The following is a 17,140-nucleotide window of genomic DNA, read 5'->3' as shown; positions in this document are numbered from 1 at the left end:
TGTTTCAGGGTTAACTTTTAGTAACTTGATTGAAGAGTTCAAAATAAGTCGGGAAGGTTTTTGAAGTACAACCCGGATCGTTAATGGTTACTGGCGTATCCGAGAAAGCTACCAGTGAAAAACACATGGCAATACGGTGATCGTTATAGGTATCGATCGCGGCATGCTGTAGGTTTTTAACCGGAGTGACACTGATGTAGTCTTCACCTTCAATGACTTCAGCGCCGAGTTTCTTCAGTTCAGTAGCCATAGCATATAAACGATCCGTTTCTTTTACACGCCAGTTGTAGATATTACGAATCGTTGTTGGGCCATCAGCAAAAAGGGCTGTGGTGGCAATGGTCATGGCAGCATCAGGAATGTGATTCATGTCTAAATCCACACCTTTTAGCTCGTTACGTTCTGCTTCGACCCAAGTTGGACCATAAGTGATTTTGGCCCCCATTTTTTCCAGTACTTCAGCGAATTTCACGTCACCTTGCACGCTGTCAGTGCCAATGCCGTGAACCTTGATTTTGCCACCCGCAATGGCTGCTGCAGCAAGGAAGTAAGACGCCGAAGACGCATCCCCTTCAACCATGATTTCGCCTGGGCTCTGGTAAGTCTGACCGCCTTTGACCACAAAGGCTTGGTAATTTTGATTTTCAACATCCACACCAAATTGCTTCATGGCATGCAGAGTAATGTCTATGTAGGGCTTAGAGACCAATTCACCTTCAACCTTAATGGTTAAATCACTTTGGGCTAAAGGGGCGCTCATTAAAATAGCGGTTAAAAACTGGCTGGAAATATTGCCTTTAATCGACACTTCCCCGCCAGCTAAGCCGTTAGCTTTAATACGCAGAGGGGGGTAGTTAACTTCGCCTTCGTATTGAATGTCCACGCCTAATGTTTGCAGGGCATCCACAAGGTCACCAATAGGACGTTCGTGCATACGAGGTTCACCATGTAAACGGTATTCACCTTGCCCTAAACACAGCGCCGCAGTTAGTGGACGCATAGCGGTACCCGCATTGCCTAAAAATAGGTCACCAAAGTCAGCCTTAATAGGGCCTGCTAAACCGTCTACATAACAAGTTGCGCCTTGGTCTTCAAGGCGGTAATTCACCCCGAGTTGCTTTAGGCTTTCTAGCATATGGCGAATATCATCACTGTCCAATAGGTTTGTGATCTTGGTGGTTCCTTTGGCCAAAGTAGCCAGTAACAAAATACGATTTGAAAGGCTTTTTGATCCAGGAATTTGGATTTTACCGTTGGCGCTTTTAAGCGGGCCAAGCGTAATTGAGTTCATGTTTTTATCCATCACTATGTGGTTGTAATTTTATGCTTCAAGAAGTGGTTGTTCAGAAAAATGTTCGCGTTACATAAGGTGTAAATGTATTCCGTGTAGTGGTGGTCGCTTCGCTCTTTATGTCGAGGTCAGTCTTGAATAACGGTAAGTATAACGAGTAAGAAGAGGGTTGTCATATTTGCAGCGAAACAAATAAATCAAAATCAATGTAAAGATATTGTTGATAATGGTTATGATAATCATTATTATTTGAGAATAAGTTACAAGGATGCAGTTTATTTCTTAAATTAACTTTACATTAGGTTTTACACATGCAGTTCAAAAAGAAAGATATAGCAGTGCTCGTTTGCTCTTGCCTAGCGGCAGGTAGTGTTTTAGCGGCAAATAATGCTAGCGTGGCGCTAGACTCATTAATTGTTTCAGCGAAAGCGCCAGTTGACGAAAAAAGTTTCTCTGGCTCAGTTGATGTTATTACCGCCGAGGATATTCAAGCCAGCGGCGCAAGTAATTTAACGGACATTATTAATATGTCTCCAAGTGTGCAGCTAGTGAAGACGGGAAATAATCCTGCTTTAGCGCCCCAAATTCGTGGCTTTGACTCTGAGCAGGTGCTCATTCTTGTGAATGGTAAGCGCATTCCTAATACAGATCGAAGTGTACCTTCCGAGCCTGCTTATCGATATGGTCTGGTGCCTGTAGCCAATATTGAGAAAATTGAAATTATTCGTGGACCTGCCTCTAGCTTATACGGTGCCGATGCCTTAGCCGGTGTAATCAATATTATTACCAAGAAGGCAACAGCCGAATGGAGTGGTTCCCTTACTATGTACACAGAGGTAATGGACGACGCAAATGGTGGCGATGGTCAGGGCCTTAGTCTCTCCGCTTCAGGAGCTGTTAGTGACAATATAGACCTATTGGTTGCCGGTCAAACTTCCAGTACCGATGAAATTCTAGACGAAAACAATGAAGCCAGCCTGCAGTCTTCGAAAGACCTAGACAACTACCAAGTAGAGCTAGGGGTCGACTTTGATAACGGAGACCGTTTCGAATTAGGTGCGCTGGTTTCCGATGAGCGAAGTAAAGAGTTTGTTCTTGCATCAAGCCGTGGTGATGATTCAACAGACATTGAAAATAAAATTTTCACGGCGGAATATTTTACCCAACTTGGTAGCTTTGATACCTCAGCTTCTTTAACTACAGGTGAGGCGAGTGTTATTGAAGGAACGAAAGTCTGGACAGTCAATGAAGATGATTTAGCCCTAGACACACAAGGTTATCTGAACGATAAAAACTACCTAAGTTTGGGGCTCAACTATCGGGAAGAAGAAGCAATACGTGATGATACAACCACTTTCGAAGACAAAGTAGACGCAACAACGGTTTCCGTTCAAGACGTGTACCAAGTCTCAGAAGATACGAGCTTAACCTTTGGTGTGGCATATGACTCCCACAGCAAATATGGTAATGAAACCAGCCCTAAAGTGAGTGTTTTGACGCAAATTACTCCAAATATTGGTTTTAAAGCAGGTTACGGAAAAAGCTATTTAGCGCCTTCGATTAGTCAGGGGTCATCTAGCTATGTGGTGAGCGCTGGGCCAACTCGTCAATATCTTGGTAATGATGATTTGAAACCGGAAACAGCAAAAACCGCTGAGCTAGGGCTGACGTTCCAACAAGCTAACTCTTCTGGTGAAATTACCTTGTTCCGCTCTAATGTGGACGACCTAATTGCAACCACCTCATCAACAGCTTCCGGTATCACCTCAGTGCAGTACAACAATGTTGATTCAGCGATTCTGAAAGGGTTAGAGATAAACTGGTCGGTATTTAACGGCGATGGCTCAAGCAAACTCACTCTGAGCTACACCTACCTGGACACGGAAGATGAATCGAATGGTAAGGAGCTGACAGATCGTGCTGATCACCTAGCAAAAGCGTATTACCTGCAAAGAAATGCCTTTGCCGGATTCGATTTAGATGCGTCTGCTCGATATGTAGGAGACCAGTTTACGGATACCGATAACACAGAAGCCATCGACTCTTACTTTGTGGCTGATATTGGTGTGAGTAAAGCTATTTTCGATAATACGACCCTGCGTTTTGGTATAAACAACCTCACCGACAAAGTAGTATTGAATGAGTCAGATCAATACCTAGAAAGTGGGCGTTCTTACAAGCTGTCACTCACTTCTTCATTTTAATAGATAAGGTAATTGTAATGAATTTGAATGAATACTTTGATCGACCTTGTATGAATAAAGCATTGGTTGAGCAATATATAGATTATAAAAAAGATCATCCACGTGCTAGGCAGCGCGACATTGCTGCCAGCTTGGGAGTACCTGAAGCGGAATTGGTGAGCAACCAATTAGGGCTACAAAGTGTGTATCTTAATGGTGAGTTTTCGGATCTGCTTAAAGACCTACCTGAACTTGGCTATGTAATGATTTTAATGCGAAATGAATTCGCAGTGCATGAGCGCAAAGGGATTTATGAAAATGTGAAAGTGGGAGGCCCTATGGGAATGGGGCTGATCATCTCCTCTGATAACCGTATTGATTTACGGTTATTCTTGCGACGCTGGAAACATGGCTTTGCAGTGCGGGAGCGTTTAGAAAACGGTGAGCGTTACAGTTTGCAGTTTTTTGATGCCAAGGGGATAGCAATTCAAAAGCTGTATCTACAAGAGAATAGTGATATATCCGCTTTTGAGCGATTACTTGCAAAATATCGCCACACAGACCAGCGCCAAGAAATAACCTTTGATGAAACAAGCGAAGTAATTGAATACACAGATAGTGAGAAGGTTGATCAGCAAGCGTTACGAGAAGACTGGTCTAACATGACCGATGTGCATCAGTTTGTAGGGCTCCTAAAAAAGTATGGGGTGAGTCGGGAGCAAGCCTTTGCCATTGTTGGTGATCAATATGCTCAGCCGTTTGAAGTAAGTAAGTTAAAGGCTGCACTCGTCAGTCTTGCCCAAGAGCAGGTGCCGATTATGTGCTTTGTGGGAAACAATGGTGGTATTCAAATCCATTCAGGAGAAATCCATAGAGTCGTTGAGAAAGGGGATTGGCTCAATATTTTAGACCCTGAGTTTAGCTTACACTTATTGATGAGCGGTGTAACGAAAGGCTGGTTGGTTCGTAAACCGACTTCTGATGGTATTATCACTTCATTAGAGTTATACGACCAAGAAAGCCAACAAGTGGCCCAATTCTTTGGTAAGAGAATTGAGAAAAGCCCTGAAAACCTAGCTTGGCGACAAGTAGCGGAAGCAACCTTGGTTGCTTAATATATTACGAGATCGTAATGCATGAAAAAGGGAGCGTCTGGTGTTGATGCTCCCTTTTTTGGTGGGTTCTTGTATCAAACAGTCTACTGCTGGGAATCGAGCAGTATAGTGGGGTTCGTTAGGTTCGAGTGCCGGTAGTAGTCTGCTTTTACTTGATAGACATCTTCTAAGTGCTGGCGTTGTAGAACCTCTTTGGCACTTCCTTTAGCAATGATAGAACCTTGCTTTAATAATATTAACTGATCGGCGAAACTGGCGGCTAGCGATAAATCATGTAGTACGGCTAACACACCAATATTGCGCTTGGTCAGTTGCTTAGCAAGCGTGAGTACATGATATTGATGAAAAATATCCAAGCTTGATGTCGGCTCATCCAACAAAAGGAATCTAGGGTGCTCTTGTTCATATGGGTACCAAATTTGAGTTAGCACACGCGCCAGTTGAGTACGTTGTTTTTCCCCACCAGAGAGCGTCATAAAGTTGCTCTCACTTAGGTGTGATATACCAAGAAACCCCATGGTCTCTTGAATTATTTGTTGCTTATCATAGTGACTGACACGCTCCTCATAAGCATGACAGCCCATGGCGACGATTTCTTTCACACTGAAACTAAAATCTAACTCATAGGATTGTGTCATCACAGCGCGAGTTTTCGCCATCTCACTTGGAGAGATCTCATCAATGGCATGACCATTCATGTTGATTTGCCCTTGAAAGCTTGCCAAGTCTCCACTGCAGGCTTTTAACAGCGTTGACTTTCCAGCCCCATTGGGGCCAATTAAAACAGTTAACTCACCACTTTTTATAGATAAGTTGGCTTCTTTAAGGCAGGTCTTACCATTAAAGGTGACAGACAAGCCATGTGTTGAAATAGACATGATGAGTCCCTCATTCACTAATGGTTCAAACGGTTTGTTTGCTTGTAAAGTACGTAAAGGAAAAATGGCCCTCCTAAAGCACTGGTCACCAGTCCAATAGGCAGCTCTGCTGGAATGATCACAATACGGGCAATCACATCGGTTAAGGTTAAAAAGCTGGCCCCGAGAAGCATACTTGTAGGAAACAGGTATTTATGATCTGGACCAAGCATAATTCGAACTAGGTGTGGGATAACAAAACCGACAAAACCAATCATTCCGCTAATAGAAACCGCAGCACCGATAGCAATGGCAGTATACAAAAAGACTTGCTTTTTAAGCCCTGCCACCTGAATGCCTAAATGCTGTGCTTGGGCTTCACCGAGCAAATACAAGTTAAGTGGCTTGGCAAGCTTATTTAATCCCGCCAAGCTTATCGATATAAGCCCTAAAACAGGCAAAGTGAGCGCCCATCCGTTTCCACCAAGGTTGCCCATTGTCCAAAAGGTCAGTTCTCTAAGCTCTTCATCTGTACTAATTAAAGTAAGAATACCGATAAGAGAACCCACAATGGCATTAACCGCAATGCCTGCTAGAAGCAAGGTAATAATCGTGAATTGCCCTTGTTGGTTGCTGAGTTTGTAAATAATGCTACAAACACCAAGGCAGCCTAACATAGCCCCGATAGGTAGAGCGAAAATACCAAAATAAGACATGAAATTAGCGGCTAACGCGTTACCCAGAACGATCACAAGCACCGCTCCAAATGCGCCTCCGCCAGCTACGCCAATTAGACCCGGGTCTGCTAAAGGGTTGCGAAACAGGGCTTGCATGGCAGCACCGCATAAGCCTAATGCTGCTCCGACTCCCATGGCGAGTAGCGTTCTTGGTAAGCGTATTTCGAGCAATACATTGGTGTTTAAACTGTAATCCGAAGGGCTTTTAAAAGAGAATATGTCTGTAAGCACGGTTGCAAAGGGTAGTGGCATGGCTCCAATACTGATGGACAGTAAAAAGCTAACAACTAATAAAGTAATGCCAATGGGAAAAGCGACACTTTGTTTTACACTGCGGCCACTACTAAGGGTTAAGGTATCCATGTTTAGTGGTGTTCCTGATGGTTATCGCGGCCATTTTCATAGCGAAACTGGTAGTTGTCGGGTAATGGGTAATTTGGAAAAATAAGCGTGCCCAGCTCGACAATAGCTTGGGGAGTTCGTGGGCCGAAGCCAAGTAGGTAACCACCATCAATACTGTGAACAGTTTGATTTTTCACGGCGTTAGAGTACTTAAAGTGCGCAAGCTTGCTGACCGCATCAAGAGGGGCGTCGTGGTGGTTCATAACAATAATCGCATCTGGGTTTAACGCTAATGCAGCCTCGGGAGACAGTTTTACCCAACCTTTCTCTGAATCTAGAACGTTTTTACCTCCCGCTTCAGTAATCGTTGTGTCCGCTGTGGTTTGAGTGCCTGCGGCAATAGGTGTGCCGTTTCTGAGGGTTAGCAGAAATAACACCTTTGGTTGGGGAGTATGTGATTGACTAAGCTTATGTCGAGCAAAGGCTAATGCATCAATGTCGACTTGGATGTCTTTTATTAACGCTTCGCCTTTTTCAGCAACATTTAATAGCTTAGCCACGTGGCGAATTTTTTCTTTTATAGCTGGGATGGAGCCATCTTCCTCAATAATAACGGTTTTTAGACCAACGGATTTTACCTGTTCTAGGGCTTTAGTTGGGCCAGTGTCGTTCTCTCCTAGGAGTAGATCTGGTTTAAGGGAAAGCAAGCCTTCTACCGAAATATTGCGCACATAGCCTAATAATGGGTGAGTTTTGTCCGCTTGGGCAAAGGTGCTGGTGGAGTCGACCCCTACAATTCGTTGCTCTTCTCCTAAGCGGTAAATGATTTCAGTGATAGAGCCACCTGCCACGGCAATGCGGTCTGCGGCATAAGTGGGGGGGTGAAGCAGCAAAAAAGCGAATGTAAGAAACGATAATAAGCGGAATGGTTTCATGGACGGTCTCGATAGAATAATTTAAACAAATGATAATCATTAGCAAATGAAAGTCAATTCTATATTTGCTTGGGTAATTTGAGTTTGTTACTCGGTTGTTTACAATGTCGCTCATTATTGAAAAGGATGAAGAAAAATGAGACACCAATATCACCCATTAGGTTTTGAGGGTTCACGTATAGCACAAGGCTTTTGGCGCGCTGACGAGTGGCAGAAGAGTCAGTCGGAAATGCTTGGGTTTATTGAGCAGTGTGTGGATCTTGGGGTCACCACAATGGATCACGCTGACATCTATGGGGATTACCAGTGTGAGCAGTTGTTCGGTCAGGCGTTAGCGTTAAAACCAGCGCTACGAGACAAACTCGAAATCGTGACAAAGTGTGGCATTCTATTACCTAGTGATAATAGAGCCGACATTAAGGTGCATCGGTATGACTATCGAGCAGAGCATATTATTGCCAGCGTTGACCGTTCTCTTAGCCACTTAAAGTGCGAGTATATCGATACCTTATTGTTGCATCGCCCGAGCCCTCTTATGGACGCGGATGAAGTGGCGCAAGCATTTGATCTACTATTTACCTTGGGTAAAGTGAAGCATTTTGGTGTTTCTAACTTTACACCAGCGCAATTTGATTTATTGCAGTCTCGTGTGGAAGCCCCTTTAGTGGTGAATCAGGTGGAATTATCGGCATTAGAATTGAAGCACTTTAATGATGGCACATTAGAGCATATGCAGCAGCATGCAGTGACACCCATGGCTTGGTCCCCCTTTGCAGGAGGCCGACTGTTTTCCGCTCAAGACTCTCAAGCACAAAGGCTACAACATGAATTAGTGCAAATGTCGCACTCGTTAGGTTTAACGATTGATCAATTGGCGATTGCCTGGCTGCTGCATCATCCTGCAGGAATTTGTCCTGTTATGGGATCAGGGCAGGTTGAACGCTTGGCCTCAGCGGTTGCGGCTCAGGAGAATTCACTCAGCGATGATGATTGGTTTCGTATACTAATTGCCTCTCAGGGGCATGCGGTGCCATAAGTAGCTACAGGGGAGGGCAACAATTTTGTCCTCCTTTATTTAGCCAGCCTAGAAGGGGCTAACCACAGCACTTTTTGTATTTTTTACCAGAGCCGCATAGGCAGGGGTCATTGCGGCCAATCTTCATCGCGTCGTTTTTTATTAACGGCGTATTTTTTTGTACCTCATGCTCGCCAGCAATGTAAAACCATTGGCCTTTGACTTTTTTGAAAAGAGAGCGTTCGCTCAAACGACCAATGTGCTTGCCTTCTTTAAAGTGTGCGCAGAATGCCACCATGCCCGTTTTGTCTTTTTCTGAGCCGTTTTCCGTGTCGGTGATTTCCAGCTTGATCCATTGGGTATGTTGGTTGCTGTCTTCAACATCGGCACCTGTTTGCTTCGGGTCGTCCTCTAATTTTTGGGTGGCAGCAATGTAATCAAACTTGCCTAACGCAAAGGCGGAATAGCGCGAGCGCATTAGGGCTTCTGCTGTTGGAGCAGTGCCAGGGTTATTGTGGTACATGCCACAACAAATTTCATAAGGGCTGCCATTACCACATAGGCAGTTCTCAGGGGTTGGCATAGATTAACTCCTTACATCGCCAAATCGTCACCAAGATGCGTATAATACCTTTTTATTCAAAGGCTAACAGGACTTATTTGTGACAGTAGCGGCTCCAAGCACATTTTTTTGGTTTGATTTCGAAACAACAGGGGTTGATCCCGCCCGCGATCGTCCTATGCAATTTGCAGGGATTCGCACCGACAGTGACTTTAACCCCATTGGGGAACCCATCATGCTTTACTGTCGTTTAGCTGAAGATGTCTTGCCGCAACCCGAAGCTTGTTTGTTAACAGGTATTACCCCTCAAGATGCCAACCGGGAAGGCTTGTGTGAAGCCGAGTTTATGCAGGCAATTGAAGCCCAACTCTCAGTTCCAGGCACGTGTGCATTGGGTTACAACACCATTCGTTTTGATGATGAAGTGGTTCGTAATGGCTTTTATCGTAACTTTATTGACCCTTATGCCCGAGAGTGGCAAAACAATTGCTCCCGTTGGGATATCATAGATCTGGTGCGAATGACTTACGCGATGCGCCCAGAAGGCATTAAATGGCCAACCAATGAAGACGGCCAAGTGTCCATGAAATTGGAGTTGCTGACGCAAGAAAATGGCATTGCTCATGAACAAGCTCACGATGCTTTATCTGATGTGTATGGCACCATTGCCATCGCGAAATTAATACGCGATAAGCAACCTAAGTTATTTGCCTATTTCTTAAAAATGCGACAAAAGCACGAGTTACAACAATTTATTGATGTCGTTCGGATGAAACCGTTTTTGCATATTTCGGGAATGTTTGGGCAGGCCAAAAAATACGCCGCTTTTGTCGTGCCTGTTGCGCCGCACCCAAGTAATAAAAACGGGGTGATTGTGTATGACTTAATGGCAGATGCCCAACCATTAGTGGATTTATCCATTGAAGACATTCGTCATCGCGCGTTTAGCAAGCAAGAGGAGTTGGGTGAACTCAGTCGTTTGCCTTTAAAAGTGATCCATTACAATAAGTGCCCAGCGGTGGCGCCAGCGACTTTCTTGAAAGATCAGCAAGTTGTGACTCGCTTGGGGTTAGATGGCGATACTTGTCGTCGAAACTTGGCGTTGCTCAAACAAGCGCCTCAACTGGCGGCTAAGTTAAGCAAGGTTTTCGAGCAACAAGAGCACCCAATACATAAAGACCCTGATCTAATGCTTTACAGTGGCGGCTTTTTTAGTCGAGAAGACAAAGCCAGAATGGAAACAATTCGAACAACGCCAGCAGACAGCTTGAGTGAATTAGAGTTGTCTTTCGATGACCGACGTTTACCAGAAATGTTAATGCGATATATTGCACGAAACTACCCAGACCAGTTAAGTGACGCCCAGCGTGAAGAATGGGAAGAATATCGTTCTATGAAATTATTATCTAAAGAGGGCGGCGGTACCATTTACATGGATGCCTATTTTGACCGTTTAAATACCTTGGCGCAAAACCCAGATCTGTCACAAAGCAAACAAATTATGTTACAAGATCTGTCTGATTACGCACAGAGTATTTATCCAATAAACGATTAAGGTGACAAAATGTTAGAGCAACACAAAGGGGCCAATGGTTTTGTGATTTTTGCCGCGATAGTCATTATTATTGCTGGGCTTAAGGCTGCATCACAAATTGTTGTACCGCTAATGCTGTCTATTTTTATTGCGATTATTTGTGCTCCGGTTATGTCGAGCTTGCGCCGTCGTCATGTGCCTACTTGGTTGTCGATACTTTTGGTTGTGCTGTTTATTTTGATCGGCATAGGCTCGGTGGGATTATTAGTGGGAGCTTCTCTTGATAGTTTCTCTAATCAATTGCCTGTTTATAAAGCCCGGTTAGCAGATGAAATGGCCAATGCCATTGCTCTGCTAAATCAGTTGGGCGTGCAAATTTCTTATGAGCAAGTAAAGGGGGTTGTGGACCCTTCTGTGTTAATGCAAATGGTGGCAAATGCGCTTCGAGGGTTAGGCAGTGCACTGACAAACATGATCCTAGTGGTGATGATTGTGGTCTTTGTGTTATTTGAAGCGGTAGAGCTACCTCGTAAGTTAACGCTTGCCCTAAACAATGCGGATCAATCATTACAAAGCTTTCAGTCATTCATTCAGTCTGTAAACCGTTATCTTGTGATTAAAACAACCGTCAGTGTGATGACAGGTATTTGTATCACCACTTGGTTGTGGTTTTTAGGAGTAGACTTCCCAATACTTTGGGGGGTGTGTGCCTTTTTGCTCAATTTTGTTCCGAATATTGGTTCAATCATTGCGGCTGTGCCGGCTATTATGTTGGCGTTTGTTCAGTTGGGAGCCTTATCAGCAGGGTTAACCGGTTTAGGCTTTGTTGTGGTGAACTTAATTATGGGAAATGTGATTGAACCGCGCTACATGGGGCGTGGTTTAGGGTTGTCCACTCTTGTGGTGTTTCTCTCGTTAATTTTGTGGGGCTGGGTGTTCGGGCCTGTTGGCATGTTGTTGTCGATTCCCTTAACCATCATAGTGAAAATTGCCCTTGAAGCGAATCCCAAAACCCATTGGCTAGCCATTATGATTGACTCCCACCCAGAGGCAGAGAATAAAAAATAGCGCGCGGATTTTAGTTAATAGTGTCTGGTTAAAAAACAATCAACTTAATGCTGAAACTCGGTAGCTAATTACTGATAGCTGGTATATAATTCGCCATCAGGTTTTAGCCTCGGTAATTCTTGTAAGGTACATCAATGGTGATGCGCCTTATCCATCCCATTAAAAGGTACACATTTACATGTCAGACGCTGATAATCAGCCTACATTCGATTCGTTGGGCCTCATCGCCCCTGTTCTTAAAGCTGTTTCTGATCTAGGTTACGAACAGCCTTCCGCAATCCAAGCGCAAAGTATTCCGCATTTATTAGAAGGTCATGACCTTCTTGGGCAAGCGCAAACAGGTACGGGTAAAACGGCTGCATTTGCATTGCCGCTGTTGTCTCGTTTAGATGCAACAGATAGAACAACCCAACTTCTTGTTTTGGCGCCAACTCGTGAACTTGCTATTCAGGTTTCTGAAGCATTTCAAAGTTATGCCCGTAATATTCCAGATTTCCACGTACTGCCTATTTATGGTGGTATGTCTTACGACACACAATTGCGCCAGCTTCGCCGCGGTGTGCAAGTGGTTGTCGGTACGCCTGGTCGTGTTATGGACCACATTCGCCGTAAAACCCTTAAGCTAGATGGCCTGAAAGCCCTAGTATTGGACGAAGCAGATGAAATGCTTCGTATGGGGTTCATAGACGATGTTGAGTGGATTCTTGAGCATACGCCATCAGAGCGCCAAATTGCTCTATTCTCAGCGACTATGCCGTCTATTATTCGTCAGGTTGCGAACCGCCATTTGGTGAACCCGAAAGAAGTTAAAATTGTTACAAAAACCTCTACGGCAACAACCATCACTCAAAAATACTGGCAGGTCAGTGGTCTGCATAAGCTAGATGCCCTCACGCGTATTCTAGAAATGAGTGAACATGATGGCATGATCATCTTCGTACGTACAAAAGCCGCTACGGTTGAGTTGGCTGAAAAGCTAACCGCTCGTGGTCATGCTTGTGAAGCCTTGAATGGCGACATCAGCCAGAACTTACGTGAGCGTACTGTTGAGCGCATCAAGAAAGGTCAAATTGACATTCTTGTAGCAACGGACGTTGTGGCGCGTGGTTTGGACGTTGAGCGTGTCAGCCATGTTGTTAACTACGATATCCCATACGATACAGAGTCTTACGTTCACCGTATTGGTCGTACAGGTCGTGCGGGCCGTTCTGGTACAGCAATCTTGTTTGTTGCACACCGTGAGCGCCGTATGTTGCAAGCCATTGAGCGTGCAACTCGTCAGCCAATTGAGCGTATGGAGCTGCCAACGGCTTCTGATATCAATGCACAACGTGTTGAGCGATTTAAGCAGCGTATTACGGATACATTAGACAACGAAAACCTAGACTTCTTCCTAGAGTTGGTACAAAGCTACCACAAAGACAATGACGTGGACCCATTAAAAATGGCGGCGGCATTGGCTCATATGGCACAAGGCAAAACGCCTCTATTGTTGTCAGAAATGGAAGTGCGTCAAGAACGCCGTGAGCGTCGTGATCGTGATGACCGCCAGCCTCGTGAACGTCAGCGTAAGCATCGCCCTGTAACACAGGATGCAATGCCGCTTAAAGACGACCCTGGCATGAGCATGAAGCGTTATGTGGTTCAAGTGGGTTACAACAACGGTGTTAAGCCTGGCAACATTGTGGGTGCCATTGCCAACGAAGCCGACATTGAAAGCCGCTACATTGGCCACATTGAAATTTATGAAGACTTCTCAACTGTAGACTTGCCAGCTAACTTGGCAGGCGATGTGATTGGTAAGTTGGGCAAAACACGCATTTGCGGACAACGTTCCGACATTGCTGTGTTGGAAAACGCCGACGAGCTAAACAAACGTGCCGCTGCGCCTTCGCGTAAGCGCTCTTTTGGTGACCGTCGCCCATCTGGGGATCGCCGCCGACCTTCAAATGGTCGTGATCGTCGCCCTAGAAATCGTAAAGATAGCTAGGCAGCCCTTGTCTATGTGGATTCCAAAAAAACTGAGTGATTTAGGTTACTCAGTTTTTTTTTACCTTTTTCTAAGCCTGCACAGGCTAAACGAACATTATGTTAGTAGAGGATGTAAAAATGAACGAGATTACCATAACTAAGCCTGACGACTGGCACTTGCACTTTCGTGATCAGGAAATGTTGCTAGAAACCGTGCCAGCAACGGCTCGTTGCTTTCAACGTGCGATTGTTATGCCTAATCTGGTACCCCCTGTGACCACAGCAGAATTAGCTATGTCTTACAAAGAGCGTATTTTGGCTGCTCGCCCAGAAGGGAGTCAATTTGAGCCTTTAATGACTCTGTATCTCACCGATAAAACCAGTGTTGAAGACATTAAAGCCGCGAAACAGGCTGGGGTGTTGGCTTGCAAAATGTACCCAGCAGGTGCAACGACCAACTCAGATGCTGGCGTCAGCTCACTTGAAAGCCTTTACCCTGTGTTTGAAGCCTTAGCAGATAACGGCATGTTGCTGCTTATTCATGGTGAAGTGACTCAGAAACATATTGATATTTTTGATCGTGAAAAAGAATTTATAGACCAGCACATGGTGAATATCGTAAAACGTGTTCCTCACTTAAAAGTGGTCTTCGAGCATATTACTACGAAAGACGCGGCGGATTTTGTGTTGGAATCCCGTGAGGGTGTCGCGGCGACCATTACGCCTCAGCACCTTTTGCTGAATCGAAATGACATGCTAGACGGTGGTATCAGACCTCATAATTACTGTTTACCTGTACTAAAGCGCAGCCTGCACCAAGAAGCTTTGCGTGCGGTAGTGAAATCTGGCTCTCCTAGGTTCTTTCTAGGAACCGATTCCGCACCACACACAAAGGATAGAAAAGAATCCGACTGTGGTTGTGCCGGTTGTTACAGCGCTTGGTCTGCTCTTGAGTTGTATGCTCAGGTGTTTGAAGAGCTGGATGCGTTAGATAAATTAGAAGGCTTTGCCAGCCATTATGGGGCTGACTTCTACGGTTTACCCCGTAATACAGACACAGTGACCCTAGTACGTGAAGAATGGACAGTGCCAAAAAACATTGTTTTGCCAACAGGGGATAACATTGTTCCTTTCTTTGCTGGTAGAAACTTGGCTTGGTCTTTAAAAAAGTAGACTAGAGTATTCAACACAGAAGCCGGACTCAGTAATGGGTTCGGCTTTTTTGTCGCTGAAACGTACGAATGTCAGAGGCCACAGAGAGGACAATTATTAAAAAATAGAGTGTTAAATAAGTAGCGCGAATAAAGAAAGCAGTCTTGAAAAGGGGGTTATCTAATAAATGAAGGTATAATCTAAAGAAATAAATAAGAGAAGAAAAATGGTGCGGATGGAGAGACTCGAACTCTCACGCCGTGAAGCACTGGAACCTAAATCCAGCGTGTCTACCAATTCCACCACATCCGCATGTCGTGTTGACAGCGCGAGATAATACGGATTTTATTCTCTGATGCAAGCTTTTCTTTCAAAGAATAAAAAAACACTTTTATGTAAGCCATAAAGCAAGGACACTTGTGGCAAAAAATGCTCTAATAATACTTCTCCTATTGTCACATCTACCGAGCTATCTATGGAACGTCATTCATTACTGCAGCTTGATACCATCGACTTTGTTACCCTGTTTGTCTTTTTCTCTTGCTGGTGGGGGTATGCCTTATATTCAAAACATAATGCCAAGCGAAAATCTTGTTTGGTGAGCGTGTTGCACCAGTTTAGGTTGGCTTGGATGTCGCGTCTATTACGCCGCGATAATCGCATTGCCGATGCCTCGGTTATGGCGAACCTAGAACGTAGTAGTTTATTTTTTGCCTCCAGTAGTCTGCTGATCATTGCAGGCTTATTTACGGCCTTTAATTACTCCGAAAAAGCCTTAGGAATTATTTCAGACTTCTACCTAATGGCACCGATTAGCCCCCAAGAATGGGAATTAAAAATTATCATTCTGGTGATTATTTTCTCCTACGCCTTTTTTACCTTTACCTGGTCTGTGCGCCAATATAACTTTTGCTCAGTGTTAGTAGGCAGTGCGCCTTTAGCCACGGAGCGAGGCATCGAAGAAAGTGAGCGCGAAATGTATGCCACTCATATGGCGCAAATTTGTAGCTTAGCAGCGAACCAATTTAACTATGGTTTAAGAGCCTACTATTTTGCCATGGCGTTTTGTGGCTGGTTTTTAGGGCCTTATTTTTGTATGGCCGCCAGTGTTATGGTGGTGGCGGTTTTGTACCGTCGCGAGTTCCGCTCGAAAACCTTTAAAACATTAAGCCGAGGGTTGGTGATTAAGTCCCATGCTTCCTAATTTTCCTAAAGCGGTAAGCGCGCAAAACAAACCGGTGAACCGCACTGTTAAGGTCGATGACCGCCTATACGATTATCTGATTAACACCTCTGTTCGTGAGCCTGCTATTTTGGAGGCTTTACGCAGAGAAACCGCTCAATACCATATGGCCAGAATGCAGCTTTCTCCTGAAGTGGGGCAGTTTTTGGGGCTGTTGGTGCAAATACAAAATGCCAAAAAAATTCTCGAAGTTGGGGTTTTTACCGGCTACAGCACCTTATCGATCGCTTTAGCCATGGCTTCTGATGCCAAACTCATTGCCATTGAAAAAAAGCAAATGTGGTTAGACATTGCGACTCGCTATTTAAATGACGCAGGGGTGTTAGAACGTGTGACCACCTATTGCGAGAAAGCCTTACCCAGAATGCAAATCTTGTTAGAGCAAGAAGCGAACAGCTTTGATTTTCTCTTTATTGACGCAGATAAACAAAACCTGATTGAGTACTACCTGTATGGCAAGCAATTGCTGCGGGCAGGGGGCTGCATGGTGATCGACAATACCCTTTGGTGGGGAAATGTTGCGGATGAGTCTTTTACCGACAAAGACACCCGAATCGTAAGAGAGCTCAACCAGCTTGTCCACCAAGACCAAGACGTAGACCTTTCCCTCTTACCGATTGGCGATGGTTTAACGCTTATTCGCAAGCGTTAAACGACCACGCCAGGTTAATGGCGTTTGGTTTCCCAAACGCCAACTATTCTATTGATGCCAGTGCTGCGGAATCACCGCAGCTTGCTCGCCAACTCTAATTACCTTCCCGCCGTTAGTCTCGTGAAAACTGAGTGCCTCACCCTCATTTGAAAACCAATGAATGGGGTAGCCAGCCTGCTTGAGTTGCAAGCTGCTTGGCAGTAGGGAGCCCGGCTGTGAGGCCAGAACCTGTTGTTTGAAATCGCCCCAACAAGGTGCTCCATTCTCAATGGCTAACATGTGCAGCAGGTGCTTTCGTTTGATTAACGCCGTATTGTGTTTGAGCTCAAGTAAAGACGCTTGTGGTAACACCTTTGACTTTACTAATCGCCTAAGCACAGGCAATGCGTGAGAAATAGGAAATGACTGGCTGAGCCTGTGTAGGTTTTTGGCTTCTCTAAGCCAGCAGTCTAGGTCTGAATAGTTTTGATGACGCATATCGTC

The 17,140-nt window shown here is 44.8% G+C and carries 15 protein-coding genes and 1 tRNA gene; 9 read left to right on the top strand and 7 right to left on the bottom strand.

All coding sequences use genetic code 11. From position 1 onward, the window contains the following. Positions 1-10 precede the first annotated feature (10 nt). Positions 11-1,291 carry a 3-phosphoshikimate 1-carboxyvinyltransferase gene (aroA, locus tag ACYVGZ_RS01290; protein WP_460750069.1) on the bottom strand — a complete coding sequence of 427 codons (1,281 nt, stop codon included), beginning with the start codon at positions 1,289-1,291 and terminating at the stop codon, positions 11-13. Positions 1,292-1,602: 311 nt separating this feature from the next. Here aroA and ACYVGZ_RS01285 point away from each other — a divergent pair, with 311 nt between their 5' ends. Together ACYVGZ_RS01285 and ACYVGZ_RS01280 are read left to right on the top strand one after the other, a co-directional pair. Further along, positions 1,603-3,495 (top strand): TonB-dependent receptor plug domain-containing protein, encoded by a 1,893-nt coding sequence (locus ACYVGZ_RS01285; protein ID WP_460750066.1) that lies wholly within the window; start codon positions 1,603-1,605, stop codon positions 3,493-3,495. A 17-nt stretch (positions 3,496-3,512) separates the two neighbouring features. Next, complete coding sequence (locus ACYVGZ_RS01280) at positions 3,513-4,589, top strand: hemin-degrading factor (RefSeq protein ID WP_460750064.1); 1,077 nt, start codon at positions 3,513-3,515, stop codon at positions 4,587-4,589. An 83-nt stretch (positions 4,590-4,672) separates the two neighbouring features. Here the strand turns inward: ACYVGZ_RS01280 and ACYVGZ_RS01275 are convergent, their stop codons facing one another. Genes ACYVGZ_RS01275 through ACYVGZ_RS01265 form a run of 3 tightly spaced genes read right to left on the bottom strand, consistent with a single transcriptional unit; the run spans position 4,673 to position 7,460 of the window. Beyond that, positions 4,673-5,467 carry a heme ABC transporter ATP-binding protein gene (locus ACYVGZ_RS01275; protein ID WP_460750061.1) on the bottom strand — a complete coding sequence of 265 codons (795 nt, stop codon included), beginning with the start codon at positions 5,465-5,467 and terminating at the stop codon, positions 4,673-4,675. A 17-nt stretch (positions 5,468-5,484) separates the two neighbouring features. Further along, positions 5,485-6,546: a FecCD family ABC transporter permease gene (locus ACYVGZ_RS01270; RefSeq protein ID WP_460750059.1), complete on the bottom strand. Its 1,062-nt coding sequence runs from the start codon at positions 6,544-6,546 to the stop codon at positions 5,485-5,487. Between the two features lie 2 nt (positions 6,547-6,548). Next, positions 6,549-7,460: a heme/hemin ABC transporter substrate-binding protein gene (locus tag ACYVGZ_RS01265; RefSeq protein ID WP_460750056.1), complete on the bottom strand. Its 912-nt coding sequence runs from the start codon at positions 7,458-7,460 to the stop codon at positions 6,549-6,551. Positions 7,461-7,596: 136 nt separating this feature from the next. On the opposite strand from ACYVGZ_RS01265, the gene ACYVGZ_RS01260 reads away from it, so the two are divergent. Beyond that, positions 7,597-8,496: an aldo/keto reductase gene (locus tag ACYVGZ_RS01260; RefSeq protein ID WP_460750053.1), complete on the top strand. Its 900-nt coding sequence runs from the start codon at positions 7,597-7,599 to the stop codon at positions 8,494-8,496. A 58-nt stretch (positions 8,497-8,554) separates the two neighbouring features. Here the strand turns inward: ACYVGZ_RS01260 and ACYVGZ_RS01255 are convergent, their stop codons facing one another. Next, positions 8,555-9,058, bottom strand: coding sequence for a YchJ family protein (locus ACYVGZ_RS01255; protein WP_460750051.1), 504 nt, complete (start codon positions 9,056-9,058; stop codon positions 8,555-8,557). Positions 9,059-9,137: 79 nt separating this feature from the next. On the opposite strand from ACYVGZ_RS01255, the gene sbcB reads away from it, so the two are divergent. The 4 genes from sbcB to pyrC all read left to right on the top strand — a co-directional run bounded on the left by sbcB (position 9,138) and on the right by pyrC (position 14,783). After that, complete coding sequence (gene sbcB, locus ACYVGZ_RS01250) at positions 9,138-10,592, top strand: exodeoxyribonuclease I (protein WP_460750048.1); 1,455 nt, start codon at positions 9,138-9,140, stop codon at positions 10,590-10,592. A 9-nt stretch (positions 10,593-10,601) separates the two neighbouring features. Beyond that, positions 10,602-11,639, top strand: a complete 1,038-nt coding sequence (locus ACYVGZ_RS01245; RefSeq protein ID WP_460750046.1) for an AI-2E family transporter — start codon at positions 10,602-10,604, stop codon at positions 11,637-11,639. 178 nt (positions 11,640-11,817) lie between these two features. Next, positions 11,818-13,629: a DEAD/DEAH box helicase gene (locus ACYVGZ_RS01240; RefSeq protein ID WP_460750043.1), complete on the top strand. Its 1,812-nt coding sequence runs from the start codon at positions 11,818-11,820 to the stop codon at positions 13,627-13,629. Between the two features lie 119 nt (positions 13,630-13,748). Beyond that, positions 13,749-14,783, top strand: a complete 1,035-nt coding sequence (pyrC, locus tag ACYVGZ_RS01235) for a dihydroorotase (protein WP_460750041.1) — start codon at positions 13,749-13,751, stop codon at positions 14,781-14,783. Positions 14,784-14,989: 206 nt separating this feature from the next. On the opposite strand, the gene ACYVGZ_RS01230 is transcribed toward pyrC, so the two are convergent. Continuing rightward, positions 14,990-15,074 (bottom strand) — tRNA-Leu (locus tag ACYVGZ_RS01230). A gap of 163 nt (positions 15,075-15,237) precedes the next feature. On the opposite strand from ACYVGZ_RS01230, the gene ACYVGZ_RS01225 reads away from it, so the two are divergent. Beyond that, positions 15,238-15,966, top strand: a complete 729-nt coding sequence (locus ACYVGZ_RS01225; protein WP_460750039.1) for a DUF599 domain-containing protein — start codon at positions 15,238-15,240, stop codon at positions 15,964-15,966. Beyond that, complete coding sequence (locus ACYVGZ_RS01220; protein ID WP_460750036.1) at positions 15,956-16,657, top strand: O-methyltransferase; 702 nt, start codon at positions 15,956-15,958, stop codon at positions 16,655-16,657. The genes ACYVGZ_RS01225 and ACYVGZ_RS01220 overlap by 11 nt, the downstream gene beginning before the upstream one ends. Positions 16,658-16,705: 48 nt before the next feature. Here the strand turns inward: ACYVGZ_RS01220 and ACYVGZ_RS01215 are convergent, their stop codons facing one another. Next, positions 16,706-17,134: a hypothetical protein gene (locus ACYVGZ_RS01215; RefSeq protein WP_460750033.1), complete on the bottom strand. Its 429-nt coding sequence runs from the start codon at positions 17,132-17,134 to the stop codon at positions 16,706-16,708. Positions 17,135-17,140: the final 6 nt, after the last annotated feature.

Source organism: Marinomonas epiphytica (assembly GCF_054780655.1).
The sequence above is the reverse complement of the archived record's forward strand: the minus strand, read 5'-3'. Positions and strand labels throughout refer to the sequence as shown.